Source organism: Aerolutibacter ruishenii (genome assembly GCF_007830115.1).
Taxonomy (GTDB): domain Bacteria; phylum Pseudomonadota; class Gammaproteobacteria; order Xanthomonadales; family Xanthomonadaceae; genus Aerolutibacter; species Aerolutibacter ruishenii.
The window spans coordinates 1-26944 of record NZ_VLKP01000016.1; the positions used below are offsets into that span (position 1 = coordinate 1).

21 protein-coding genes are annotated in these 26944 nt (G+C 62.5%); 18 read left to right on the forward strand and 3 right to left on the reverse strand.

Annotation, left to right across the window (positions count from 1 at the left end; all coding sequences use genetic code 11):
• The 8 genes from IP93_RS14535 to IP93_RS14570 form a co-directional block, all read left to right on the forward strand.
• On the forward strand, positions 1-220 hold a 220-nt coding region (locus IP93_RS14535; protein ID WP_144816914.1), incomplete at its 5' end, for a transposase.
• A gap of 41 nt (positions 221-261) precedes the next feature.
• Entirely contained in the window at positions 262-1038 is a 777-nt protein-coding gene (locus IP93_RS14540; protein ID WP_242006888.1) for an IS3 family transposase, read from the forward strand.
• Positions 1039-1422: 384 nt separating this feature from the next.
• The gene (locus tag IP93_RS14545; protein WP_158636366.1) at positions 1423-1977 is read left to right on the forward strand and encodes a hypothetical protein; all 555 of its coding nucleotides are present in this window, start codon (positions 1423-1425) and stop codon (positions 1975-1977) included.
• 468 nt (positions 1978-2445) lie between these two features.
• Entirely contained in the window at positions 2446-3459 is a 1014-nt protein-coding gene (gene istA, locus IP93_RS14550; RefSeq protein ID WP_144816919.1) for an IS21 family transposase, read from the forward strand.
• Positions 3456-4232 (forward strand): IS21-like element helper ATPase IstB, encoded by a 777-nt coding sequence (gene istB, locus IP93_RS14555; RefSeq protein ID WP_144816921.1) that lies wholly within the window; start codon positions 3456-3458, stop codon positions 4230-4232. The genes istA and istB overlap by 4 nt, the downstream gene beginning before the upstream one ends.
• A gap of 122 nt (positions 4233-4354) precedes the next feature.
• A complete protein-coding gene (locus tag IP93_RS14560) occupies positions 4355-4888 on the forward strand; it encodes an HAD domain-containing protein (protein ID WP_144816922.1) in 534 nt (177 codons plus the stop codon).
• Between the two features lie 61 nt (positions 4889-4949).
• Positions 4950-5705 carry a hypothetical protein gene (locus tag IP93_RS14565; protein WP_144816924.1) on the forward strand — a complete coding sequence of 252 codons (756 nt, stop codon included), beginning with the start codon at positions 4950-4952 and terminating at the stop codon, positions 5703-5705.
• A 318-nt stretch (positions 5706-6023) separates the two neighbouring features.
• Entirely contained in the window at positions 6024-6281 is a 258-nt protein-coding gene (locus tag IP93_RS14570; RefSeq protein ID WP_144816926.1) for a hypothetical protein, read from the forward strand.
• Between the two features lie 117 nt (positions 6282-6398).
• Here IP93_RS14570 and IP93_RS14575 read toward each other — a convergent pair whose 3' ends face one another.
• Both IP93_RS14575 and IP93_RS14580 read right to left on the reverse strand, forming a co-directional pair.
• Positions 6399-7592, reverse strand: a complete 1194-nt coding sequence (locus tag IP93_RS14575) for a class I SAM-dependent methyltransferase (protein ID WP_144816927.1) — start codon at positions 7590-7592, stop codon at positions 6399-6401.
• A 13-nt stretch (positions 7593-7605) separates the two neighbouring features.
• A complete protein-coding gene (locus IP93_RS14580) occupies positions 7606-7959 on the reverse strand; it encodes a helix-turn-helix domain-containing protein (RefSeq protein ID WP_158636367.1) in 354 nt (117 codons plus the stop codon).
• A 94-nt stretch (positions 7960-8053) separates the two neighbouring features.
• Here IP93_RS14580 and IP93_RS14585 point away from each other — a divergent pair, with 94 nt between their 5' ends.
• The 10 genes from IP93_RS14585 to IP93_RS14630 all read left to right on the forward strand — a co-directional run bounded on the left by IP93_RS14585 (position 8054) and on the right by IP93_RS14630 (position 24549).
• Entirely contained in the window at positions 8054-9328 is a 1275-nt protein-coding gene (locus IP93_RS14585; protein ID WP_158636368.1) for a DNA methyltransferase, read from the forward strand.
• The gene (locus IP93_RS14590; protein WP_144816933.1) at positions 9325-11610 is read left to right on the forward strand and encodes a sensor histidine kinase; all 2286 of its coding nucleotides are present in this window, start codon (positions 9325-9327) and stop codon (positions 11608-11610) included. The genes IP93_RS14585 and IP93_RS14590 overlap by 4 nt, the downstream gene beginning before the upstream one ends.
• 5 nt (positions 11611-11615) lie before the next feature.
• A complete protein-coding gene (locus tag IP93_RS14595; protein ID WP_144816935.1) occupies positions 11616-12980 on the forward strand; it encodes a hypothetical protein in 1365 nt (454 codons plus the stop codon).
• Between the two features lie 597 nt (positions 12981-13577).
• Positions 13578-13919 carry a hypothetical protein gene (locus IP93_RS14600; protein ID WP_144816937.1) on the forward strand — a complete coding sequence of 114 codons (342 nt, stop codon included), beginning with the start codon at positions 13578-13580 and terminating at the stop codon, positions 13917-13919.
• 1005 nt (positions 13920-14924) lie between these two features.
• Positions 14925-19784: an RHS repeat domain-containing protein gene (locus IP93_RS14605; protein WP_144816939.1), complete on the forward strand. Its 4860-nt coding sequence runs from the start codon at positions 14925-14927 to the stop codon at positions 19782-19784.
• 15 nt (positions 19785-19799) lie between these two features.
• Complete coding sequence (locus IP93_RS14610; RefSeq protein WP_144816940.1) at positions 19800-20126, forward strand: hypothetical protein; 327 nt, start codon at positions 19800-19802, stop codon at positions 20124-20126.
• 67 nt (positions 20127-20193) lie between these two features.
• Positions 20194-20487 carry a hypothetical protein gene (locus tag IP93_RS14615; RefSeq protein ID WP_158636369.1) on the forward strand — a complete coding sequence of 98 codons (294 nt, stop codon included), beginning with the start codon at positions 20194-20196 and terminating at the stop codon, positions 20485-20487.
• A 199-nt stretch (positions 20488-20686) separates the two neighbouring features.
• Positions 20687-21580: an RNA polymerase sigma factor RpoH gene (gene rpoH / locus IP93_RS14620; RefSeq protein ID WP_144816944.1), complete on the forward strand. Its 894-nt coding sequence runs from the start codon at positions 20687-20689 to the stop codon at positions 21578-21580.
• A gap of 145 nt (positions 21581-21725) precedes the next feature.
• Complete coding sequence (locus IP93_RS14625; RefSeq protein ID WP_144816945.1) at positions 21726-23447, forward strand: ATP-binding protein; 1722 nt, start codon at positions 21726-21728, stop codon at positions 23445-23447.
• 586 nt (positions 23448-24033) lie between these two features.
• Positions 24034-24549 (forward strand): MarR family winged helix-turn-helix transcriptional regulator, encoded by a 516-nt coding sequence (locus IP93_RS14630; protein ID WP_158636370.1) that lies wholly within the window; start codon positions 24034-24036, stop codon positions 24547-24549.
• A gap of 108 nt (positions 24550-24657) precedes the next feature.
• Here IP93_RS14630 and IP93_RS14635 read toward each other — a convergent pair whose 3' ends face one another.
• The gene (locus tag IP93_RS14635; RefSeq protein WP_144816949.1) at positions 24658-26925 is read right to left on the reverse strand and encodes a primosomal protein N'; all 2268 of its coding nucleotides are present in this window, start codon (positions 26923-26925) and stop codon (positions 24658-24660) included.
• Positions 26926-26944 lie beyond the last annotated feature (19 nt).

The following is a 26944-nucleotide window of genomic DNA, read 5'->3' on the forward strand; positions in this document are numbered from 1 at the left end:
GGAGGCCAGCCGGCAGTTTGACCTGCCGCCCTCGGAGATCGAGAGCTGGGTCGATGACGGCAAGCGCGGTATGGAGAACGCCCTACGGGCCAAGCCCGAGGATGTCCGCGAGCAGTACGAGCGCCAGCTCAAGGACCTGCAGGAAGCCTATGGCGAGGCGATGCTGGAGTTGCGCGCGCGAAAAAAATTGGCGTCCCTGTTGGGCAAGGACGAGAGCTGATCGCGTCCGTCCGGCAGGGACTGAAGCAGGATGGGTTCGAGGTGTCTGTCAGCCAGCTGTGTCGCTGGTTCGAACTGCCCCGGCGGACCGTGTACTACAAGCCGACCAAGGCCGCACCGAAGGTGAAGTCGGAACTGGCCGAGCCGATCAAGGCGCTGATCGAAGAAGAGCCGTCGTTCGGTTATCGGACGGTGGCGGGCCTGTTGGATATGAACAAGAACACCGTGCAGCGCGTGTTCCAGTTGATGGGCTGGCAGGTTCTCAAGCGGACCGTGGGCATGCGTCCGCGGATCGAAGCCGTGCCTTCAGTGGCACAGGCACCCAACGAACGCTGGGCGACCGACCTGTGCCGCGTCTGGGGCGGCCGGGATGGCTGGCTGACCCTGGCGCTGGTGATCGACTGCTACACCCGCCAGCTGCTGGGCTGGCACCTGTCGCGCACGGGCAAGGCCACTACCGCTGCAGCGGCCCTGGAGCAGGCCCTGATCACCCGGTTCGGTACGTTGGGCCGGGTACCGGCGCCGTTCCTGCTGCGGTCGGACAACGGCCTGGTGTTCACCAGCCGCCACTACACGCGGCTGGTGCGCAGCTACGGGCTGCAGCAGGAGTTCATCACCCCGCACTGCCCGCAGCAGAACGGCATGATGGAGCGGGTGATCCGCACGCTGAAGGAGCAGTGCGTCCACCGGCACCGCTTTGAAAGCCAGCAGCACGCAACTCGTGTGGTCGGCGACTGGATCCAGTTCTACAACCACCGGCGCCCGCACCAGGCGCTGGGCATGAAGACCCCTGCTGAGGCATATGCTTTAGCGGCCTGACCTGTGCAGAAACCGCTGGGTCATTACAGGTCTTGCCATGGGCGGAGGGACGTGGATCTCGCCCCGCCTGCCATGCTCGAACAACGTCTAACAGAGAGCGTCAAGGATTGGCGCTCTCCGTTGGCCGGACATGTGGGGTTTCGGAATTGGACGTTGGGACCCGCCAGACGGCGAGCCTACTGCCCGCTGTGTTTTGAAGAGGATCTTGCTGCAGGCCGGACGCCCTACTTCCGTATGGATTGGATTCCGGCCTTGGTGACCAGTTGCTGGGATCACGAAGCGCCCTTGCGAGAGTGGGCTGACTGTGATTCGGCCGGCCGGCGCCGATTGCCGAAAGCATGGCTTTACAGAACTGGTGATATGAGACTAGCAACACCCGCGTTCATGCGGGCCGACCTAGAGGCTATTCGCCAGCTTTGCGACGCCCCACCTTCCAAGGATTGCCCAAGCCTTGAGGTGGTGCTGTCGTGGCTGCGGTGGGTACAGTTCGTAGCGGAGAAGCGCTTTGATGCACCGATGCCCCCCTACTTGAGCGGGCGGACGGTTGAAGATGACCTGAGAAGCGATCTGCGCTTTCTCATCGAGTTGGCGTCGCGTCACCAGGACCGCCATCAAGAGCCGCCATTGGCCGATGTGGCCTGCCCACGCCAGTGGCCAGAGTGGTTTGGCCCGCTGCCCGGTTCGGCCCGCCGTCGGGAGTGGAAGTTCTCGGACAGCGGCATCAGGCAAACCGCCTGTCTCCGCTGGCGGCGCAGTTACCTCTTCTTTGCAGTCCGGACATTAGTGGGTACCAAGAGCTATGGGTCTCTCATTGCCGAAACATCATCCAAATTTCCAGCGTGGACGGTGTGGTGGGAGGAGCTTCTGGGGCGGCTCGGGCCCCAGCAGCGGGAGACCTTGGAGTGGCACCAGAAGGTGTCGATGAAGAGTTTCGTGTGAACACATTCTGGCCTCGTGCGCGCCAGTTGTCTCGATCTCTTAGGTTCAGACATCAAGACGGGTTCGTTGGCGGCATTGATGCTTCGTGTCGAGTGCGGCTCTGCTTGGATCGCCGCCGGTGTCGCTCAGCCAATCTAGGTACTCAAGCCAAGCAGTTGCAGAAATCAGGCACGTCCCAGCCGTGTTCCGATAGCCAACTTGAGGGCCTGTAAAGATCCAAAAATGGTCTAGGTGCGCAGCCGGAATAGGCGAATAACAATCCTTCTGCGCGATAACAATAACGCTGTTATCGTGGGCGTCCCGATGTTATCGAAACGTTTCGGCGATTGCTGGCTATGTCAAGACTGGCCTTGCCAACATCGATCCCCGCTGCCGACATGTCAGCGCCGACTGAATACTGACCCACCCGCGCCGATGTAAAACTGACCCACCCCGGGCGAGGATGGCGGTCTTTTGGAGACCGCCTGGATGCTTAGCCAGGAGGAAGCAGTGGAAGTCAGGGTATTGGCCCGTCAGGGCAAGAGCGTGCGGGAGATCGCACGCGAGTTGGGGATTGCTCGGAACACGGTGCGGCGGTATCTGCGTGGTGCGGAGGCCGCCTATGCGCCGCGGAAAAGCCGGCCGGCCAAGCTGGATCCTTACGTGGATTACGTGCGTGAGCGATTGGCGGCGGCGCGGCCGGATGTCATCCCGGCGACGGTGCTGTTGCGGGAGTTGGCCGAGCGGGGCTACACCGGCGGTATCAGCCAATTGAAGGCGTTCATGGCGCCCTTGCGGCAAGCGCCGGCGGATCCGGTGGTGCGTTTTGAGACGCCACCAGGCCAGCAGATGCAGGCCGACTTCACCACGATACGACGTGGCCGGGACCGGCTGGTCGCGTTCGTGGCCACGCTGGGCTTCAGCCGGTCGACGTATGTGCGCTTCGGCGACGATGAAAGCTTTCCAGCATGGGAGGCGGGACTGGTGGGTGCGTTCGACTATTTCGGCGGCGTGCCGCAGGACGTGCTGTTCGACAATGCCAAGCCGGTGCTGCTTGACCGCGACGTGTTCGGCCCCGGCCGCCACCGCTGGAACCCGAGGATGCTGGAGTTGGCGGAGGAATGCGCGTTCACGCCACGGGTGTGCCGCCCCTACCGGGCCAAGACCAAGGGCAAGGTGGAGCGCTTCAACGGCTACCTGAAAGGCAGTTTCGTGGTGCCTTTGGCGGCGACCCTGCGCACCGGCGGATTGGTACTGGACGTGACCACCGCCAACCGCGAGGTTCGGCGCTGGCTGGACGATATCGCCAACCGTCGCAAGCACGGCACGACGCAGGCCCGTCCGTTCGATCTGCTGGTGCAGGAGCGGCAGCACCTGCAGCCGCTGCCGCAGGATGTATTCCATCGTGTGTTGCCGCCCCGTCCAACGGCGCGAGTACTGCCGTTTCCTTCGATCCAGCACCCGTTGTCGATCTACGGTGAGTTGATGGAGGTGACCGCATGAACCTGCAGCACGAGCGCGTCCAGGCATTGTGCGAGCAATTGCGGCTACCGGCGATCGCGGCCCAGTGGTCGGGTCTGGCACAGCGGGCCGTCAGCGAGGACACCAGCTACGGCGACTTCCTGGAGCAGGCGCTGCGCGCGGAAATGGATGCCCGAACCGAACGCACGCGACAGACGCTGCAGAAGCTGGCGACCTTGCCGACGGTGAAGACGTTGGAGCAGTTCGACTTCGGCTTCGCCAGCGGCGTGTCCAAGCCGCAGGTGTTGGAACTGGCCAGCCTGGCGTTCCTGGAGCGCGCAGAGAACGTGGTGTTGCTGGGGCCATCAGGTGTGGGCAAGACCCACCTGGCCATCGCCTTGGCGATGCGAGCCATCCATGCGGGCATCAAGACGCGGTTCCTGTCGGCAGCCGACCTGATGCTGCAGTTGGCGTCGGCCAACAGTCAGGGGCGACTGCGTGAGTACTTCAACCGCGCCGTGCTGGGGCCAAAACTGTTGGTCGTCGACGAGCTGGGCTACCTGCCGTTCGGACGCGAGGAGGCCAGCCTGTTCTTCAACGTGGTCGCCAAGCGCTACGAGCGCGGCAGCATGATCCTGACCAGCAATCTGCCGTTCCCCCAATGGGCAGGTGCGCTGGCGGACGACGCGACGCTGACCGCGGCGCTGCTGGATCGCCTGCTGCACCACGCACACATCGTGCAAATAACGGGCGACAGCTATCGGCTGAAAGACAAACGGCGAGCCGGAACGGTAAAGCCCAGACAGGGCCAATGAAGAGCCGGGGTGGGTCAGATTTCAATCGGCGAATTGCAGGGCAAGTGGGTCAAATTTCAATCGGCGTTGACACCGACAGAGGCACTTTCTGTAAGCTCGCCCTACCTTCCCGCGAAACCTGTATGGCAGATCTACTGTTCTTTCTGGACTTTGACGACACGCTTCATCCCACGTGGAAATTCCGTGTCCGTGAGGATGGGCGTGAGGTGGCGGCGCCATATGACGGCCCGCCCTTGGTGCATGCGCCGCTGCTGGACGCCTTGCTGGCCCCCTACGCGGAACGTATTGAGATCGTCATTTCCAGTTGGTGGGCCTATACCCGGCAGTTAGACACCATTCGCGACATGCTGCCGCCCAGGTTGGCGGCGCAAGTGGTGGACTCCATTTGGCTAGACGAACTGAAGAAGTACGGCGCGCCAGATTACCGCTCACATTTCGCCACCCGCTACGCCTGCATAGATCTGTGGCTGAGGCGTCGCCGACCGAACTACGCGGGACCGTGGCTGGCACTGGACGATGACGCTAACAGCTGGCCCCAGGACCAGCGCCATCACTTGGTGCACGCGTGGGGCACGCTGGGCCAGCCGCGCGTGCAGGCTGAGCTTGTAGCTGCTCTGCAGCGCGAGTTGCCGACCGTCCTACGACGCGATAAGTAACCGGAGTTTCAAATGCCGTAGAACGGCAAAGCCGCCAGCTGGGCTGAGATCGCCAATCTGAATGCCTTCAAAAGTCCAAATCGACCTTGGCGGGCGGGCGGGCGAGCCCGACGCCTGCGCCCCTGCTCGGCCCTACGGCGAAGGTTCCGACAATGGTGATCCCTCTGGCTCCAACAAGTATCGGCGCTGGCGCCAGGGCAAGGCTCTTCCTAACTCCGACTCCATAGCACATATGTACAGCCGCTCGGGTGGTGCAGTCAGGCTGGGGTACTGGAAAGACCTGCCGCTCTGGGAGTTACTGACACCAGTGGCGCCGCCCATATCACGTCTGCATCGGCTATTGGAGCAGATGCCAATGAACATTCGCCGGCATCTATTCCTCGACGGCGAGCCTGATGCTCGAGGGTGGTTCCACCATGCTTGGCCCGAAGGTGCAAGAATTCGTGCAATTCGAAATCAAGCTTCGGTAGAAGCACTGATTACCTTGCTATGTCTTGCTCGCAAGGGGGAAGAATTGGAGGATGATCCCCAGCACTACGTACCTTCCGCGTGCGCGTTTGATCTGCTGCCCCACGTACTCTATGGGAATCCCGCGCTCCGCTATAGATGGGAGAGCTTGTTCGCCTGTATCGAGCGACTGTTTTGGAATCGAATCTACTACTCAGGCTTCCATGCCTCGTTCCCGATTGACACCATTCGGGAGGGGCTACAGGCCCTTGATGCTGATCCCAAAGCCGTCCTGCCTATCATGTCGGGCCATACATGCCGGGAAATTCAGCAGGCCAAGACTCTCTGTCCGGCGCTGGAGGAGGCGTAAGTGAACGCGCCCTAGTCACGGCCATCGGCCCCGAGGAGGGAAAAGAGGGCTTCGACACCATGGCAACGTCTTGGCTCATCCCCCCGCGCACGTGGAAGCAAGGCCAGGACACTAGTAGAAGCATCGACATTCTTTGCTGCAGAGCTTGCCGCATGCTGGTCGCTGGACCTGAAAGCTGAGATCGTTCGCGCCGCGGACAGCTATCCATACTCAGGCAGAGCGCCAGCTGCAGACCACGGGTCACGCCGCCAGGTGCTTTCGCGGATAATCGGAGGTGCGCCATCGGCGCACCCCCTTCGTGCCCAACAAGGAGTTCAGATGAGCAGCAAACTGTCCATGGAGTTTGACAGCGGAAATGTCACGATCGCAAAGGATGACTGGGACCGTGCGGTAGCTGAGGCTAACGACCAGGACTTTGAGCGACTGCGCAACTTCCTGCTCAAGACCGTCGCATCCGACACTTCAGTGAAGATCACCTATGCCGATGGTGTCTTCGCGAGCATTGACCGCAAGGATGAGCTTGACGCGGTCATTGCGGACGCCGAGAGAGTTCGCGCGGAAAATGCACCTGAGTAATGCAGGCTAATGCCTGATTGCCGCGTGGGCCGATGTGCCCACGCAGCTTGAGTAAAGGCCGCGTCGACTCATAGTCGAGTGACTCTCCGAAGCCAGGTCTAGCGAGGGGCAACGGTGCTAGGCCCTGACGAAGGTCAGGATTGTCTCTGTACGCATCCGCTTAGACAGGCTACCGCTTTGAGTGACCGGCAGGTATCGACTTGCAGCCGGCAAATCACGCTCGGCCACGCCCGCCAAGGTCAACCCTGCCTGGACCCCTGCCTTGGCCACGCCCTCGGAGTTGCGGATGAACGTGTCCTTGAGGCAGGAGTTGCCCAACACATAGGTCGCCGAGCCGCCCTTGCGAAGCACGCGGGCTGCCTGATGCATCATGCGCTCCAAGTCGCCGGCATATCGGATAATCATGCGCTGCTGCTTGGGCTCCAAACGCTCCAGATCGCACATCGCAGCTGCGATTGTCTCGGCGACGGAGCACTGAGCGTCGTAGCTCCTCTCCGCACCAATGGTGCTGGAGCGGATCCTACGCAGCCCCCCAACGCTGTGCCCAAGCCATACCAGCGACAGACGATGACCCCGCATGTAGTCGATGGCATTGAGGTAAGGCGGCGAGGTCATGATCGCGTCAACGCTACTATCGAGCAGCTCAATAGCGCGCGCGTCGCCCAAGCTGACCGTTACTTGACCATGCTCGTGATTGGCCGCCTGATTAGCCGACAGTCGCGTCATCAGTTGCGTCGCTGACCGCCTGAAGCCCTCTAAGACGTCATACGACGACTCCAGCGTGACACGATGCGGACGACTATGCGAGGTGTCGCGGGCCAACGAGGCGCACTGCTCTTTCGTAACAATGATGCGACTGAGAGCTACCTGGAGCATATCCAGCGCGGAGCGACGGGACTCCGAGCGAATTGACTTGCGCCGGCGATCGAAGGCAGCCGCGATACGAGTCAGGTCGCGCCGCTGCTTTTTTCCAAACCAGTAGCGAATGAACAGCAATGTTTCTTCGTCCTGCCATGCCAAGCGAACACGCCTGAGATCCAGGGCAGCCGCCTCTTCCAGGACAGACGCTAGCTCCGCCCGCCCCGCATCAGCATCGAAGTGCGAGGTCCAGACGCGACTCATCAACACCGCGAGCGGATCCATGTCAAAGCCAATGGCCCTATGGCCCAGTGACAAGGCCTGGCGAAGCACGGTGCCGGAACCGGCCATAGGGTCCAGGACGATGCTCTTGGTAGGCAGCGAAACCAGGGAGTTGAGCGCCAGATCCGGAGCCATTCGGGCCGGGAACGGGTGGACAGTGCGGGTTTGCATTTAGATGAGGTCCTCAAGCCTGCCTTGGCTGATGGGAATTGTCGTCATTTTCGTCGCCCTGGATGAGACCGGGCGACTTGTCCCGCATGGATCGAACCAAGGACAGCGCCCCCTCTAATGTCTGGACCAGTTGATCCAAGGTCTGAGGGCTAGTTGGCACTTCACCCGTGGTAGCAGTAGCAGAAGCCAAAATATGCATGCAATGCATCATCACCTCGCCGGGAGGCTCGACCTCACCCTTCTCATAGCGAGATACGACACCTTGGGATTTCCCTAGCCTGACGCCGAATTGACCCTGTTTCAGGCCCAGCTTGCGCCTGGCCCGGCCAACGAGGTCCGCAGTCACCGGATGTTTGACAGCTTGCATAGTTTGCATAATATGCATACGACGCATAGTATGCAAGGGAGAGGAATTCACCTACGATCAACAAACAGGGGAAATCGCTATGGATAGGCAGTTCGTGGACATCACGGATGTGAGGCAGCTGTGGGACATGCCTCTACTCAACGCTCCGGCTGATCCGGAGTGGGATACGTATGCCTCGAAAGAGCCTCGCATGCATCGGATTCATCCCTATCCTGCGAAGTTCCCTGCATTTCTGGCAGAACGCGGGATCAGCTATGCCCGGAGCGCAGGCGTTCGGGTGAAGATGGTAGGTGATATTTTTTGCGGCTGCGGCACTGTGGCCCATGAGGCGCGGCGCTTGGGCTTGGGCTTCTGGGGCTGCGATATCAACCCGGTGGCCACCCTGATTGCGCGCACCAAGAGCGCAGACCTTTGCCCGCTCGAATTCCGTAGCATGCTCGATCGGATCATGCGGCTTGCACGAAGGGCCAAGGGCGACATCCAGTTGGCGCCCTCTGCGCGTGAACGCCTCAATCGTTGGTTCCGTCCCGAGCAGTTTGCCGATCTCGCCAAGGTCCTGAACGCGATCAGGCACGTTGTACCGGAACCCTCGCCGCTTCAAGATGCCTATCTCTGCACATTCTCGGCGATCCTCAAGCCGTGCTCGCAGTGGCAGCAGAGAGCGATCAAGCCTACTCTGGACAATGCGAAGCTTCCTCCTGAGGTCTTTGCCACCTTCTTGAAGCATGCACTTACCGTGGCCCAGGCCATTGAGGAAGCTGGCGATCTCTCCCACAGCCCTGCAGCCGTTGTTGAGCTGGGAAATGCCCTGAGCGTGGGGCTCCCCAAGCGGCGGGTGGACCTGCTCGTTTCAAGCCCACCGTATGTCACTTCCTACGAATATGCCGACCTGCACCAGCTGTCGTCGCTGTTCCTGGGCTACGCCGATGACCATCGGCAATTGCGCGATGGATCAATCGGAAGCACCCAGCATGACTTCCGCTTGGCCAAGGGCATTCGGGATCTGAATCGGACAGCCACACGCACGGTGTTCTCCCTCTACGAGCAGGACAAGCGCGCTGCGCGGTCTGTCGCTAACTACTTCATTGATATGCAGGCGATCGCCAATCGGGCGATGCGCATTGTCCGCCCCGGTGGGATCGCCATGTTCGTCATCGGCAATACCCAGTACCGCGGAGTTGACGTGGACAACGCCAGCCACCTCACCGAATCGCTCCTCTCGGCTCGATTCAAGACCGTTCGAGTGACCAAGCGAACAATCTCAAATAAGGCGGCCACCCCGTATAGAACCCCGACGGGCAAGTTCAGCCGCACGCAGACCTCAAACCACATCTACTCGCACGAGTACGTACTCATGGCACACCGATGAAGCGACCCAAGCCCAAGCCTCTGAAGTTCAGACCCTATGCCCGCCTTCTTACGATGCTGGGGGATCAGCTCATCAAAAACGAACGCGTTGCTCTGGTTGAGCTCATCAAGAACGCGTACGACGCCGATGCCGGCTGGGTGAAGCTCACCTTCAAGAGCTTCAACAAGGACTTCCAAGCTGTTGGTTCCAACGCAAAGATCATCATCGAAGATGACGGCATTGGCATGGGCCGGGACATCATCGAGAACCACTGGGTCAACCCGGCGACCCCTGGCAAGTTGATCGACAAGCAGTCAAAGCGTCACAAGACCGCCAAGGGGCGAATCGTCCAAGGTGAGAAGGGCATTGGCCGTTTTGCGCTTCTCAAGCTGGGTAGACGCGTTGAAATGACCACTCGCGCCAAGGGCGCCCCCTCAGAGCTGACGCTCAATCTGGACGTATCTGGCTACGATGAGAACTTCCTACAGAACCAGCAGGGATTGTTCCTCGATGAGCTGAGCATGACGCTAAGCGAGACCGATTCTGCCCAGGAGATTGACCGCGTCAAGATCCAACTCGGCGACGCCCAGGTCACCCGAAAGCCACACGGAACGCGACTTGAGATCTCCCACCTCCAAGGTACCTGGACCCGCCATCGGGTTGGTCAGGTTCATCGCGACCTGGGACGGCTGCAGTCCGTCTTTGACCGAATCGTCCGCGATGGGACAGCCGCTCATGACGGTACAGCTGCAAAGGGCGCCAAGGGCAAGCAGGACGAGTTCAAGATCTACATCTATCGCGACGAGGATCTGGAGTCCTTTGATAGCGAGAGAGAAGAGGTCCTGCAGAAGCTTCTGGCTGAGAAGACCGTCTTCCGGATCGAGGGCGCGTACGACGAAGCTGGGAAGAAGTTTGACTTCACCATCAATGACAAGCACCAGACACTGGATTTGCTTGATCCCACATTGACGGGCATGAAGATCTATCGGGACATCTATGCGCCTGAGAAAAACTCCAAAAATGAGCTGGAGAGCCGCTTCACTGCGTGTGGACCCTTCAAATTCAAGTTCTATGTCTTCAATTTTGCCAGCGACGCGGCTGAGCACCACCTGCTGGCCAAGGACGATAAGGACCTGATTCGCGAACACAGAATCTATCTCTATCGCGATGGCATCCGGGTCTATCCCTATGGCGACCCAAGCGACGACTGGTTGTTGATCGACGTGCGCCGAGGCACGGTCAAGGCAAGCGAGTTCTTCAGTAATGACCAGACCGTTGGTGTCGTAGAGATCAGCCAAGAGAACAACCCAGACCTGCGCGACAAGACCAGCCGAGAGGGCCTAGTTGAAGTCGGTGAAGCGACCGACGACTTCAGGGCCATGATCCAGATCTTCCTGGCATGGGTGCGCAAGGATCCTTACGACAAGCTCGTAAGGATCAAGAAGAACACATTGGACATCGCCGTCCACACTGAGAATGCGGTCGAGAAGAGCCTCAATGAAGTTTCCGAGGCCCTGGATGACGATCAGCCGGCTGAGGCGAAGTCTCGCCTCAATGATGCCAAGCGCAACTACCTGTCCGAGCGAAGGTATCTGGTCAAGCGCGCCGAAGACACCGAGCATCTTGCTGGCGTAGGCCTCTCGGTAGAGGCCGCATCGCACGATCTGATGCTGAGCATCGGATCGATGTACCGGATCATCAACGATCTGATGGACAAAACCCGTAGTGGGAAGCCCATCCCCGCCGCGCACGTGGCCCAGGAACTGACCTCTCTGCGTGGCATGGTCTCCTTCCTCGAAGGCTCCATGACGGAGATGCAAAGGCTGTTCAGATCCACCAAGCAGAAGCGCAAGCAGGTGCGCGTCTCTGAAATCCTGGTAAAGGTGCAGAGGCTTTACGCCAGCATGATGGACAAGCGCGGTATCGACTATCAGGTCCAGACCCTGGGTTCGCCGCTGGTGGCCAACACTACCGACGCGGTGCTTCTGCAGGTTTTCCTGAACCTGTTCGACAATGCCTGCTACTGGCTTGAGGGGCGTGATCCGCCCAAGACCATACTCGTGGTGCTTGATGGGGACAATGGAGCTTTGACCTTTGCTGATAGCGGTCCAGGGCTGAACGCCGAGGATCTGCCATTTATCTTTGAACCGTTCTTCTCCGGCAAGGGCGAGGAAGGTCGAGGCTTAGGCCTTTACATTGCACGCCAGCTCCTGGCCAGGCACGAGTACACGATTGATGTAACCCCGGCGAAGAAAAAGATCCTGCCGGGTGCCAACCTAACCATTTCGTTTGTAAAGGAATAGGAACGATGAATGCTGTTCGACAGGACCCGGCGCAGGCCGAGTCACAGGGGCTGTTCAAGGGCATTGCAGTGGTCATTGATGACGGCCTGGTGAGAGCGCCACGCAATGGGCCCGACGGGATTGAGGCCATCCTCAAAGCCATCCAGGACGCAGGCAGTCACGCAGTCAAGCTGGACGCCCTTCCCAAGCGGGATGAGGAGTTGGACAACTTTGCCAATGCCGCCTTCTTCGTTATGGATTGGAATCTCCACGGCTCCAAGCTGGATCAAGTAGAAGAAGGACAAGATGGAGCCGGCTCGCACCCCGACTTCAATTTCAGTGGTTTGCATATTGGTGGATTGGAGAATGAGTACGAGCAGGAGAACGTTGAGTTCCTGACCAAGCTTCGCGAGCGTCGTCACGCGCCCGTTTTCATCTTTACCAATGAGGACGTTGATCACGTAACCGATGTGCTCAGAGAAAGCGGATTGATCGGCGAGAACTTGGGGTCGCACATCCTGGTCAAGAGCAAGCGCGACGTGGGCGAGGATCTCTTCAGCGTCCTGGAAGACTGGATCAATCAGACCCCTTCTGCCCTTGTATTGAAGCAGTGGGAACGTCGCCAGACGCTGGCCGTCAATCAGCTCTTCAAGGAGTTTCACGACCAGCACAAGTACTGGCCAGTGATCTTCTGGAATTCGTTTAAGCAGGACGGCGTTTCGCCCGCCCCTGAACTTGGGGAACTGATCACTCGGCTTGTCGCAGCGCGAATGAAGCCGCTAACCGCAAATCTGGACGAATTCTCAGACGCGGCGATGCAGCACTTCGGCGCCAACGACGCCAAGTATCGCCAAGCACTTCATGAGGTTCTGCAGGCTGAGCGCCTACTCCCAAATGATCTCCTGGTTGCGGGCTCATACTCCACTGGCGATCTGTTCTTTGACCAGAACGGAGACGCTCCCCGGTACTTCCTCAACATCAGAGCGGCCTGCGACTGCATCAGGCGCGAGGGCTTTGGCCAGCCCGACCTCTACTTGATCCGCGGGACCATCGTCGAAGGCGAGGAGCTTGCAAAGCTCGCACGCCCCGACTTTGGAAACTTCCACGAGGCCGATGTGGAGACCATCGTCTTCGCACTTCATCAGGGAAGGTCGGTCGTATTCAAGTTCCGTACGCTTGCTGTCAAGCCGGCAAGCAGGCTTCCCGGTGAGCGCGTGGGGCGGATGCTTGCCCCCTTCCTGACTAGGGTCACGCAGCGATTTGCGGCCTATAGTCACCGCTCGGGGCTTCCGCGTATTCCCGCCGCATTGATGCCACCGGAGCCTCCAATCGCCGCTGGGAGCGGTCCGGCAGCAAATGAGGGGGGGCCCAGTCCTTGTGACTGCGCCTAAGCCGACACCGGCCCCGAATGGGCGCCGATGTTAACGGGGCTGGAAACAATGATGCCGCTGAATCCTGACAGGACGCAGCGGCACAACCAGGGTCTGATCAGGTCTTAGCCGCCGGCGGGGGCGCGAACTTGGCCACCGTCACATCGACCAAGTGCACGGCGTATGAAAGTGGGACCACAGAAGTCCCCATGTACTTCCCGCCGACGATTGATGAGCAGAAGGAGCAGGAGCTCAAGGCCCGATCAGGGAACTTTGCCTCTCTGGATGCTTTCTCGGCGCTGACATCCACAAGAACTGGCCTGAGCCGCCTGCCAAATGTGAACAGGCAGAGGGCAAGTATGGCGAGCCGCCTTGCTGAGGCTAGGCCATGGCGCGCGAGCGGCCCGGACGGAAGCAGGAGCACGCGTCCAAGGCGGTCGAGAAAAAATCTCTCTCGCAACTGGCCCTCGCGCGTCAAGATTCGGCATAGGTTCCGATCTGGTAGGCGCCCGCTTGGGCAACGCATTCATGGCGCCGAACATTGGTGCAGACAACATTGAAGCGTACGTCCTGGAATTCGCCATTGGGTGATCTGACGTAACTAGCAGGAGGCAGCAGGTGAAGCTATTGCCGTGGGTGCTCCTAACGATCTTGGCGACGGCACCGCAAGCGTCGTCGATGGCGGCCACATCAGCCATTACGCTGAAATGTCAATTGCAGGATGTAGAAGGCAAGCGCGGGGACTGGTGGCTTGTCGATCTTAAAGTCGACGTCGCATCCAAGTTGGTCAACGAAGCCAATCCTGCTGTGGTGACCGATAAGACCATTAGTTGGCAAAGTTCGTTTCCGCGTTTCTCCTACGTCCTTGATCGCAGCAGCCAAACCCTGACCGCCACTGCAGTGAAGTCGTCGCGGGTGTTTTCTGGCAGTTGCCGACCGCCCAAGAAGAACCGGGCTTAAGGTTGGCTGGCGCCCGGAATTAAGGAGTCAGCGTGTGGCTCGACGGGATGGAACAAGCCTGAACCAGCGACGCGGTCGTCGCGAAGGGAAAAAGCCGCCGTTGCATTGGGCCGCAGCAATGGCTTGCAGTGATTCAGTGAAACGACTGCCACCATGGGGTTGCTGCTGACTATGGACTGGCTCACGTCCGCTCCGCCAAGCAAGCCTGAAGGTTGCATCGGATGCACCTGATGCCTGATCGGCCGTTTGCCGGGTCTAGCGAGCGGTATGACCGGCTGGTCGCGATCGCCATTGCGACGCTCCTGCACGTGGCTCTGCTGATGGCGCGCTGGCAGTCTACCGCCGGGTCGGGGGCGGCTCCGGCTTCAGATGGGGTGAATGAAGGATTTCTTGCGTACTTTGTGGTGCGGGATGCCTCTCCCGCAGGAGCGGCTCAGGCGGCCTCCGCGGAGGCAAGCATTGAGCTTTCGCCTCAAGTTCCGGATCGCGTAGCTGCCACTGCAGAGACGTCAGTAGACGCCTCAGCAACAGCAGAGCTAGAGAAAAGCGACGAGGCTGAGCCGGCTTCTGAGGCGACTACTGGCCAGGAAGTCGCTAGCGTCCGATCCGACAGGAAAGTGCTTTACGTCGCGGCGTTGCGTGCAGCGGTGGCGCAACAATGGAAGTCGATGCATGGGGTGGAGCCGCCGTCGGGGTGCGTTCTAGTTGTCTCCCAACGTGCCGGTGGCATTGTCGTGTCGTCGGAGGCAACAACCTGTCCAGGCGACAGCTCGGTTCGACGGGGTCTTGAGGCGGCGGCTTTGATGGCACAGCCGCTTCCCTACCAGGGATTTGAGGACGTCTTTACCGGTACAACCGTGTTGCACTTTGGTACGGACAGTTGAAGGTGCAAATCAATCGATTGGCGGTTGGATTTGCACAGAGGCGGGGCGGGGCTGCTACTCCAGTCGTTTTGGGTGCAGTCATCGGGGACATCGGCTGTGTGTTGGATGGGGAGAGGTAGCGATGTGGAGCTTTTTGCGAGCCGCGGCCGTCGGGTTCTTGCTGGTAAGTACAGCCGCCCAGGCGCAGGAAACGCGCCCTTGGGAGGAGTACAACAAGATAATCGCTCGAAGCGACACGGTGGCCGCTTACGGTCCTGATCTCTTTGGGGACTCGGTGGATCTGTCGGCGGGCGCCCTGTCGTTCTCGGTCACCGATGCCAGCATTCCTGGAAACAGCAAGCTCCCCGTCACGTTAACTCGCACGCTGTCCATCAATAATCGTCGAGGTTATAGCACTAGAGAGGGCGCGCTGGCGGATTGGGATCTGGATATCCCCAACGTGAGCGGCGTATTCGCCTCAACCTGGGCAGACAATCGCTGCACCAGTTCTGCGCCGCCGCCGATCATTCAAAAGCTGGTTCAATCTACCTATACCTATTTCTACCCTGAAGATTACTGGCACGGTACGCATGCGCAAATGCCCGGCGGCGGCGAGTTGCTTTGGGCTGGCAGCGGCACGACCAATGCCCCGCGACCCAGTACGGGTGGGCCCTACAACTGGGTAACCAACGGGCTCACCTATTTCAGCTGTCTGCCCCAGATCAAGAATGGATCGGGTGAAGGGTTCCTGGCGATCACCACGGATGGAACGCGATATTGGTTCGACTGGATGGCTCAATACCAGGAACCCACTCTCCGCGGTGGGCGCGGAGTAATCGATTCCCTTTTTCGTCGCAAAACCGCGTTGTTTGTGACTCGGATCGAAGATCGCTTTGGGAACTGGGTCACCTACTCCTACAACAACGCCGCCAATGCCCCGAGCCGCCTGTCCGCGATCAACAGCAGCGACGGTCGCCAGCTCACCTTGGGCTACAACGCACAGGGCCATGTCGCCAGCGTCACGAACGGAAGTCAGACGTGGCAGTACGAGTACAGTTCAGGCGCGTTGTCGGCGGTAGTCCTTCCGGACACGACACGTTGGCAGCTCAACCTCGCTTCACTGTCGAGTGCCAGCTTCCGATATTTTACGCCTGCGCCATCTGCGTCCGAGCCATATCGCGACTGTTTTAACCCGGGTGACATCTACGACGAGACTCCGGTGACAGGGAGTGTGACCCACCCATCGGGGGTCACCGGCCAATTCACGGTGGCGCCAACGCGTTTTGGCCGCTCCAACGTACCCATGGTGTGCCTTAACTACCAAACGCTGTCAAATGATCCCAATGATGACTCGACTTTTCATCCCGTGGCGTGGGATAACTTTGCGCTAGTCCAGAAACAAGTGTCGGGACCAGGACTGTCTACGCAGACTTGGAATTACAACTACTTCTCGTTCATTTCTGGTTTCAATCATCCCAGTGGCGCTGGACATCCAGTCTGTGGCAATGGTGCTGATTGCAGCCCGCCGGTGTGCACAAGTGACGACTGCGCCGGCAGCACGCAGGTCACGGTCGACGGGCCCGGTGGCGAGTGGGCAGTCCACACTTTCGGCAACAGCTACCGTTACAACGAAGGCAAGTTGGTCAATGTCCAGCGCGGCATTACCCCAGGCGTGGCAGCGCAGACGGACAGCTGGACCCATGTGCTTACCGACAACGGTCAGTGCTACAGCAAGCCCATCGGAAAAGGCATCCAGTGGCGAGGAAGCTTCGTAGCTGAGTATCTGCGCCCGCAAGTCGACGCGACAACAGCACGCGATGGCACCACCTACCAGAGTCACGTGAATCAGTTTGACTGTTTCGGGCGTCCCCAAAGCGTCGCCCGGTCCAATTCCCTCGGGTACGCCAAAACCGACCTCACGGAATACCACGACGACCTGGCCAAGTGGGTCGTCGGGCAGGTCAAGAAGCAATCCAACGCCGAAACCGGCATCGTTGTCGCGCAGACTGACTATGACGCCAATGCGCTGCCGCAACGGCTGTACAGTTTCGGGAAGCTCCAGAGTACCCTGGGGTACAACGCTGACGGTACGCTCGCCAGCGTGGTTGACGGCCGCCTGCAGACGACCGGCCTTTCGCAGTGGAAGCGCGGCATTCCCCAGCGCATCCAGCATCCAGATCTGAAGATCGAGTCGGCGGTGGTCGATGACCTGGGCTGGATCCGGTCGGTCACCAACGAGCTTGGGCATGTGACCTGCTATGGCTACGATGCCATGGGCCGCGTCAACGGGGTGACATACCCTTCCGAGTCTCAGATCGGCGTTTGCGACACCAGCACGTGGCTTGCCAAGGCGCAGACGTTCGTCCCGGTGGCCGCCAGCGAGTACGGACTCCCGGCGGGGCACTGGAAGCAAACGGTGTCGACCGGTGACGCCCGTCGGGTGGTCTATTTCGATGCGCTCTGGCGGCCGGTGGTCGAGGAGTCTCTGGACGCCACCAACGCGGCCGACACGCGATCCATCACGGTCAAGCGCTACGACGCCAACGGCCGGCTGGCGTTCCAGTCCTACCCACTGGCGACGCTGTCCAGTTACGCCACGGCCAATACGGGCACGCGAACGTCTTACGACGTGCTCGACCGCGTAACCCGCGTGGAGCAGGACAGTGAGTTGGGCGTGCTCGCGACCACCACGAGCTACCTGTCCAGCCTGCGCAAGCAGGTTCAGGACCCGCGCGGCGGAGTGACCGTTCATGGCTACATGGCCTTCGACCAACCGGCGTACGACCTGTTGGCATGGAGCCAGTTGCCTGAGGGCAAGGTCGTCGAGATCACGCGGCATCCGCAACTGACAACCCCGGAGATCCTGGTCCAACGCAGTGCGGACAACAGCATCTCCGCTGCCCGCTACTACACCCATGACACCCATCGTCGGCTTTGCGTGGTCGTTGAGCCTGAAACGGGTGCCACGGTGACCCAGTACGACGATGCAGGCAACGTGGCGTGGACGGCGGCCGGTCTGACTATTGCCCCCGGCACATCCTGTGACACGGTGCGGGCCACGGCCTACTCCTCTGGGCGCCGGGTTGATCGGACCTACCACGAACGCAACTGGCTCAAGACGCTCACGTTCGCCGATGGGAATGGCGACCAGGTCTGGGCTTACACCGCCGACGGGTTGCCGAGTCAGGTTACGACCCAGAATTCCGGTAATGCGGTAGTCAACAGCTACGTCTACAACGCACGGCGGCTGCAGACAGGTGAGACCCAGCAGCACGATGTGTACACGTGGAGCATTGGCCAGGGCTATGACGCGCTGGGTAACCGCGCCAGCATGACGTATCCGGGTGGGTTATCCGTGAGCTTTTCACCCAATGCGTTGGGCCAGCCACGTACCGTGGTGGCCAGTGGTGCCACCTATGCCAGCGGGGTCCGGTATTACCCCAACGGCGCGATCAGGGAGTTCACCTACGGCAACGGCATCTTGCATGCGATGACGCAGAACGCGCGACAGATGCCGTCTCGCGTTACCAACGGTGCGGTGGTGGACTATGGGTACACCTACGATGGCAATGGCAATGTAGCCGCGATCACGGACTATGCCCAAGGCAGCAGCTACAACCGGGCGATGACTTATGACGGTCTTGATCGCCTGAAGACAGCGACCTCGGCGGCGTTTGGTGGCGATGGCGTGCACCGCTTTGGGTATGACGCGCTCGACAACCTGAAGTCCTGGACACTGGCCGGCGTGAAGGACTATGCCGAGTACTTTTATGATCCGACAACGTGGAGGTTGACCAACATCCGTAACGCCGCGGGTGCGACGGTAGTCGGCTTGGGCTATGACGTTCAGGGCAACCTGGCCAATAAGAACGGGCAGGTTCACACTTTCGACCATGGCAACCGGTTGCGTACAGCACTTGGCACGGAAAGCTACCGTTACGACGCGCAGGGCAGGCGGATTCTGACCCAATCGCCCAGCGGCAAGAGCTTTGCGCTGTACGGAGCCGATGGCGCCCTGCTATGGGAGCGCGATGAGCGTGTCAGTGCGAGGTTGGAGTACGTTTATCTGGGCGGCAGCCTGCTGGCGACAAGGCGGCGCCCGATCGGTTCGACCAGCGAAACGGTCTACTACTACCACAACGATGAGCTAGGCTCCCAGGTTGCGCTAACGGATGCCGCCGGCGCCGTTGCCCAGCGCAGTGAGTACGATCCGTTTGGGGCACTTACGAATCGAGTGGCCAACAATCGCCCGGGATACACGGGCCATGTGATGGATGCGCCGACAGGCCTTACGTATATGCAACAGCGCTATTACGACCCGACCATCGGGAGGTTCCTGTCCGTTGATCCGGTCATGGCGGACGGCAACACGGGTGGGAACTTCAATCGTTACAAGTACGCGAGCAACAATCCGTATCGATTCACCGATCCCGATGGCCGCATGGACAGAGAAACTCGAAAAGAGCTAATGCGCGATCGGAGTTCGATTCTGGCGAAGTCTCCGGGTTCAGCTGCGCAGATGGCGACCTCAGCGAGATCGTCAGGCGGAGGCAGTACAGGAGGTCACCGGCAAGCGGGAAGCGTTACAGAGCTTGCTGGGAACATTGGCAACGCCATTGCCCAGCGAACGGACTTGAAAGTTTCAGCGGGTGTGGCTCTTGGCTCCGGGGCTGAGTTCGAGGCGTCAAGGCCGCTTACTGGTCGTGAGCTTACTTTGTCTGGCGACTACGCTCTTGGGGCGGGCGCAGGTATTTTTGGTGGTGCTGACATCAAGCTTGCGCAGTTCAGGCTGCCTGCGGCAGTGGACTCTTTTGTAAACCTGAAGTCAGGCGCGCTTGATTTCAAGGTTGGTGCTGTTGGTGCGATTGGCACAAGCTTGCAGGCTGATGTTGGCGGTCGAGTTACTTGGAATGTTTTCTTGGGTGTTGGGCTGGGGGGGAAGGGAATCGCAAAGATGCCAGTGACTCTGGGTGTTGAAAAAACCTTCAACCAAGATCCTTAGTCTTGAGGTTATTTGATGAACGCTACCACTGTATTTGCGTTGAGCCTACCCTTCGTTGGAGTTGTGCTTGTTTGGTATATGGTCGAAGTTGGCTCGTTCTTCAGCTACATAAAAAAGCACGATCCGCCGCTTTGGGAGAGGCTTGGTAAGCCAAGCCTGATCACCAATAACTCGATTGGAAATTCGTTGCGCTTTATTCGGTCGATTTCAGCTGGCGAGTTCAGTTCGTCGGCCGTCTACAGCGACATACAGGGCCGCGTTAAGCGGATAAAAGTTCTGATGTATGTGCTCCCTTTATTCTTCATCGCAGCGAGCATTGCTTTGATCTTCGCCAGTATCTAGCGCCCGGAGAAGATGCAGTTCGACAAGCCCGCCATTCGGCGGGCTTGTCGTTTGTGCGGCTGGCGAAATGTCAGCCGCCGTGCTGCTGCAGCACAGTGTCGATGAGCTGACTGACCAGGCGCTGCTGCGCCTTAGGCAAGCGGCTGAGTTGTTCGAGCTGCTGTTGCAGCTTCGGCGCCGTTCCGGCGAGAGAGGCAACGAATCGGCGATCATGCGCTTTGCAACCGGCGCGCAGGCTTTCGATGCTTGGGACGGCACAGGTGCACCAGATTTAGTCGGTACCGGGCTGCGCGACACCTACCGCAGCAGCCTCCAGAGACCGGCTGGCTCGGCGATGCTCTTGGGAACTGATGCCGCATAAGTCATTGATTTGCATGACGGGCAGTATTCTTGCTGACACGCTTACGCGTCGCTGACACCAATTTGACGATTGCTGACATAGTTTGGTGCGCTCGACACCCGTCCCGCCAGGCCTGCATATTGGCGTTCCACACCCGCAACACAGCGGAACTTCTACCCCCCTTTAGCAGTCATACCCCCCGACTGCTAAGATGACCCTCATGACCCAGAACGTCCCCTCCACCGCCCTGGTCGCCAACAACCTCCCGATCCCCGCCCTGGGCGGGCTGGTCCCCCTCGGTTCGCTCGAAGCCTATATCGGCGCCGTGCACCGCATCCCCGTCCTCTCGGTCGAGGACGAGCAGGTGCTGGCCCGCCGCTTCCGCGACAACGAGGACCTCGACGCGGCCCGCGAGCTGGTGCATTCGCACCTGCGCTTCGTCGTGCACGTGGCCCGCGGCTACAACGGTTATGGCCTGCAGATCGGCGACCTGATCCAGGAAGGCAACATCGGCCTGATGAAGGCGGTGAAGCGCTTCGACCCGGACCAGGGCGTGCGCCTGGTCAGCTTCGCGGTGCACTGGATCCGCGCCGAGATGCACGAGTTCATCCTCAAGAACTGGCGCATCGTCAAGGTCGCCACGACCAAGGCGCAGCGCAAGCTGTTCTTCAACCTGCGCAAGTCCAAGACCCGCCTGGGCTGGATGAATGCCGAGGAAGTGCGCGCCGTCGCCGCCGACCTCAACGTGTCCGAGCGCGAGGTGCTGGAGATGGAGTCGCGCCTGTCCGGTCGCGACATCGGTTTCGACCTGTCCAGCGACGATGACGACGACCACGCCCCGCCGTCGCCGGCCGCATACCTGCGCGCCGATGGCGAGGACCCGTCGCAGGCCTACGAGCGCGTGGACGAGGAAGACAACCAGCTGCAGCTGCTGCGTGAGGGCATGGCCGGGCTGGACGCGCGTTCGCGCGACATCGTCAAGCGCCGGTGGCTGGACGGCGAAGGCAAGGTCACGTTGCAGGAACTGGCTGACGAGTACGGCGTCTCCGCCGAGCGCATCCGGCAGATCGAGGCCAACGCGCTGAAGAAGATGCGAGCGCTGTTCGCCGCCTGACCGGGGCGCTGGTCGCACCACGTGGGGGCCCGGGCAACCGGGCCTTCCGCATTTGTAGCGGCCGGAACGGCAGTGATCGGCGCCTGTGCCGGCGGCGAGAAAAGCTCGCACCAGCGGCGGGAGGCGGCGCGTTAGCCTTGGGCCGATGAACCGACCGGTGGCCCCCGCAGCAACGATTCCCGCCTTTTCCCCGGCTGCGAACGGGGCGATTGCCGAGGTGCGCGGCTGGGCGGCGGGGCCGGCGCTGGTTGCGCTCACACTCGTGCTCTATCTGAGCCTGGGCCGGGTCGGGTTCCTGCACTGGGCGGTGAACAACGGCGCGCTGTTCAGCGTCCTGTGGCTGCTGCCCCGCCGGTCCTGGCCGTGGGTCTTTGCCGGCACCGTGCTGGCCCGCTGCCTGGGCGGCGTGCTCATCCACACCGCCTCGGGCGTGCAAGGGGCCTTTCTCGGCTACTGGTCCGGACCGGCACAGTTCGTGCTGGGCAACGTGCTGGAGCCATTCCTGGTGGCCGGCGGCGTGGTGCTGCTGCAGCACTGGCGGATCACCCCGCACACGCCCGCCAGCCTGCAGCAGATCTCGCGGCTGCACCTGGCCGCGCTCGCATCGGCGCTGCTGGTGATGGGCAAGGACGTGCTGTACGTGTGGAACGACGGTTGGATCGGCGACGTACGCGCGATGCGGATTGTCGATGTCGCACCGCTGTTGGCCGATCCGGGGCTGTCGCGGGTGGCGGAATTCGCCATCAAGAGCCTGCTCGGCAACTTCACTGGCATCCTGCTGGCCGCGCCCTTGCTGGCGTGGGCAGTGAGTGCCACCAACCGCGAGCGTTCCGCCCCGATCCTGCGCGACGGGTTGCGCTGGCTGTTGCCGGTGGCCATCGGCTACCTGGCCTGGGTCGCGTCGTCGCCGGGCGCCGAGTTGATCGAGCTGGTGCGGCGCCTGCTGCTGGTGGCCGTGGTGGTGTTCGCGGTATGGCACGGCTGGCGCGGCGCGGCGCTGGTGCTGCTGGCGGTCAGCGTGGCCGCGGGGCTGGAGGAGCACCTGCGAGGCGCGCTGGCCAGCCCGGTGCGGATGCAGCTGTTCACCGCCGTGACCGGCGCCACCGCCCTGCTGTTCGGCGCCACCGTGGATGGCCTGCGCGCGCAGGCCGACCAGTTGCAGCACGCCAAGGAGGAGAGCGAGCGCCTGGCGCAGGAGCTCAATGCCGCCGCGCGCCGCAACCTGCTCACCGAGGAGCGCGAGCGTCGTCGCCTGGCGGGCGAGCTGCACGACGAGTTCGGCCAGACCCTTACCGCGTTGCAGACCCGGCTGATGCTGGTCGCGCCCCAGTTGTCCCAGGCGGGACAGGGGGCGGCCGTGGATTCGCTGCTGGAATTGACCCGGGCGATGCGCGCCAACATCTCGGGCGTGCTGGAGTCGTTGCGTCCCTCCGCACTGGAGCAGTTGGGTCTGTACCCGGCCATTGACCAGGGACTGGTGCGGCGCCTGGCGGCCGACGCCGGGGTGGCGCTGGAGACCGTGCTGGAAGGGGACGCGCGGCTGCTGCCGCAGTTGGACGACACGCTGCGCATTGCGGTCTATCGCCTGGTGCAGGAGGGCGTGACCAACGTCGTCCGCCACGCGCGTGCCGGCAACTGCCGCGTACGCCTGCGGGTCAACCAGCGTGGCGGCATGCTGTGGTTGTTCGTGGATATTCGCGACGACGGCATCGGGGTGCGCGCCGCGCGTGCGAATGGACGCGGACTGGCCAACATGCGCGACCGCGCGCTGGCGCTGGGCGGGCGCCTGCATGTGTCCTCGCAGGGCGGCCTGCGCCTGCACGCGCTGTTGCGGCAGCCGCTGGAGAATGCGTCACCGATGGGATGAAGCCCGCGCGTGCGGCGCTGGCAACGCCGCCGGCCAGCGTCGGCTTGGCGGCCAGGCTTCGGCCCATGTCGCACCGGCGCCGGACCCAACCGGAATTCATATCCAATGAAACGGTTGACAGCACAACCGTGCGCATGGTGTTCTCGATACCCATGAGCACCGCCCACGCCCTTCGCAAACTTGCCGTATATGCGTCCCTCGACGCGATGCGGCCGTGTGCGTGTGCCCAAGCCACCGGCCTGAACTGGATTACCAACTTTACCTGGGCACACCGCGCGGGGATCGGGCACGTGTAGGCCAACGCCAACCAGCCCAGGCAACAGACCTGAACCCCGCGCCCTCGAAAGAAGCGCGGGGTTTTTTGTTCTGGGGCCTGGGCCGGCGTACCGAAAACCACCGGACCCACCGCAGGCCATTCTGAATTCCACCGCAAGAAATCGATCCACCTCCCCCCCAACGCCTCTGAGGACGCTGCCATGACCAAGACCAAGCCGAACGCCACCAAGACCACCTTCGCCCCCTGGTATGCCACCACCGTAGCTGCCGGTCTCGCCGTCGCCTGCGCCGATGCGCAACGGAGGCCCTTGTGAGCGGGGCGCTGGCGGCAGCCGCGCCCTACAGCGCCGAGGTCGTGCCGCTGCACGGCCAACCCGGCTCCGATACCCTGCTCGGCCACTGGCTGGCGCTGGTGTCCAAGAACCGCCACCTGCAGCTGGAACGCGCCGCGCGCAAGCTGCGCATCACCACCACCGAATGGATCGCGCTGCGCCAGTTGCAGCGCAGCGGCGGCACCACCCAGTGCCGCCTGGCCACCGACGCCGGCCTGACCGCGCCTTCGTTGTCGCGCGCGCTGTCCTCGCTGGAGGACCTGGGCTACGTCAGCCGCAGTACCGACATCGACGACATGCGTTTCGTGCGGGTGGAGATCACCGAAGCCGGCCGCGACCTGGTGCCGCAACTGCTGGAAACCGAGCGCAAGGTCGACCGCGAGCTGTTCGGTTGCCTGGCGCAGGCCGCGCGCGAGGAGCTGACCGTGGCGTTGCGCTCGGTGGCCGCGGTGCAGGGCATCGACGGCGGCAGGACGGTCAAGCGCGGCCGCTGACCTGCCACGGGGCTGGCGCTGTGGCGCGGCCCCGCCGGGTATTGGGCACGCGCACGGCGACATCGGCGTGTCCCGCGGCCAGCGCAGGTTTGCCAATCGACGTGCGGGTCAGTAGAGGTCGGTGGGATCCACGTCCAGCGACCAGCGCACCTTGCGCGCCTCCGGCAGCGCGTGGATGGCCGGCAGGGCGACGTCCAGCGCCGCGTGCAGGTGGCGGCGGGTGGGCGAGGACAGCAGCAACTGCTCGCGCTGGTAGCCGGCGCGGCGCGGCATCGGCGCGGGCAGCGGGCCGTTGAGCTCGATCATCGCATCCGGGTCGGCCGGGTCGAACAGCTCGTCGGCGGCGCTGTCGATGGCGGCGCGGGCGGCGCGCAGGAATGCGTTGGCCTGCTCCACCTGCCTGGCTTCGGCGCGCAGCATCACCAGGTGGCCGAACGGCGGGAACCCGGCGACCTCGCGCTGGGCCAGTTCGGTTCCGGCAAACGCGGCATAGCCGCCGTCGAGCAGGGTCAACAGCAGCGGATGTTCGGGGTGGTGGGTCTGCAGCAGCACCTGCCCGGGCTTGTCGGCGCGACCGGCGCGGCCGGCGACCTGGATCAGCAGCTGCGCCAGTTTCTCCGGAGCGCGGAAGTCGGCCGAGAACAGCCCTTCATCGATGCCCACCACCGCGACCAGGATCAGGTTGGGCAGGTCGTGGCCCTTGGCCAGCATCTGCGTGCCGACCAGGATGCCGGGCGCGTCGCCGAATGCGGCCAGGTGCTTCTCAAGCGCGTCGCGGCCGTGGGTGGTGCCGCGGTCGATGCGCAGCACCGGCACGTCGGGGAAGCGTGCGCTGAGCACCTCCTCGATGCGCTCGGTGCCGGCACCCTGCGGCTGCAGCGCCAGCCCGCCGCAGTCCGGGCAGGCGTTGGGTGCCGGGCGCCGGGTGCCGCAGTGGTGGCACTGCAGGCGGCGGCCGGCGGCGTGCACGGTCATCGGCGTGCCCTTTTCGGGCGTGCTGCAACGCGGGCAATGCGCGCTCCAGCCGCAGTCGTGGCACAGCAGCACCGGCGCGTAGCCGCGGCGGTTCTTGAACACCAGCACCTGGCCGCCGGCCTCCAGCGCCCGGGCCACGCCTTCAAGCAGCTCCGGCGAAAGGCCGGCCTCCAGCGGGCGCTTGCGCACGTCCAGCACGCGCACGTGGGGCGGCCGCGCGGCGCCGGCGCGCGCCGGCAGGCGCAGGTGCCGGTAGCGGCCGCCTTGCGCGTTGTGCAGCGATTCCAGCGATGGCGTGGCGCTGCCCAGCAGCACGGGCACGCCCAGCGCCTTGCCGCGCACCAGGGCGAAGTCGCGGGCGTGGTAGCGGATGCCGTCCAGCTGCTTGAAGCTGCCGTCGTGTTCCTCGTCGATGATGATCAGCCCGGCCTCGGGCAGCGGCAGGAACACCGCCGAGCGGGTGCCGACCACCACCCGCGCCTCACCGCGCGCCATGGACACCCAGGTGCGGGCGCGCTCGCCGTCGGACAGGCCCGAGTGCAGCGCATGCACCGGCACCCCCAGGCGGGCGCGGAAGCGGGCCAGGGTCTGCGGGGTCAGGCCGATCTCCGGCACCAGCACCAGCGCCTGCCGGCCGCGGGCCAGGCAGTCGGCGATGGCGTGCAGGTAGACCTCGGTCTTGCCGCTGCCAGTCACGCCGTCGAGCAACAGCGCGGCAAATCCTCCGCCGGCACCGAGCACGGCGTCCACCGCGGCGCGCTGGTCGGGGTTGAGGTCGGGCCCGGGGCGCGGAAGGGCGGCCGGCGCGGCGCGGGTCGTCGCGATCCGCTCCGCCAGGCCACGCTGCGCCAGGGCGCGGGCGGCGCTGCGCCAGCCTGTGTCCGATGCGGCGAACTCCGCATCCAGCCGGTCCTCGTCCACCGGGCCGGGGACGGCCGCGAGGAACTCGGCCAGTTGCCGTGGCCGACCAGCACGCAGCCGCGTCCGCGCGGTCAGGCCGGCCTCGTTCAGTCGCCACGCCCAGCCATGCGTGGCAGGCAGCGGATCCCCTTGGCGCAGGGCCGTGGGCAGGGCCGTGGCCAGTACCTCGCCCAGCGGCGCGTGGGTATAGCGGGCCAGCCAGGCCAGCGACGCATACAGTTCGCCCTGCAGCACAGGGGTCGGGTCCAGGGCCGGCCCGGCATCGCGCAATCCCACGGCGTCATCGGCACCGGCAACGCCGATCGCGGCCACGATCCCCACCAGTTCGCGCGTGCCGAACGGTACCCGCACCCGCCGGCCGATGTCGTCCTCGCTGGGCAGGTGGCCGTCCGGGGCGCGGTAGTCGAACAGCCGCGCCAACGGCACCGGAACGGCAACCCGCCAGATGGCAACGGAGGAGGAGGAAACGGGTTCGGCCATGCGCGAAGTCTACGGTGTC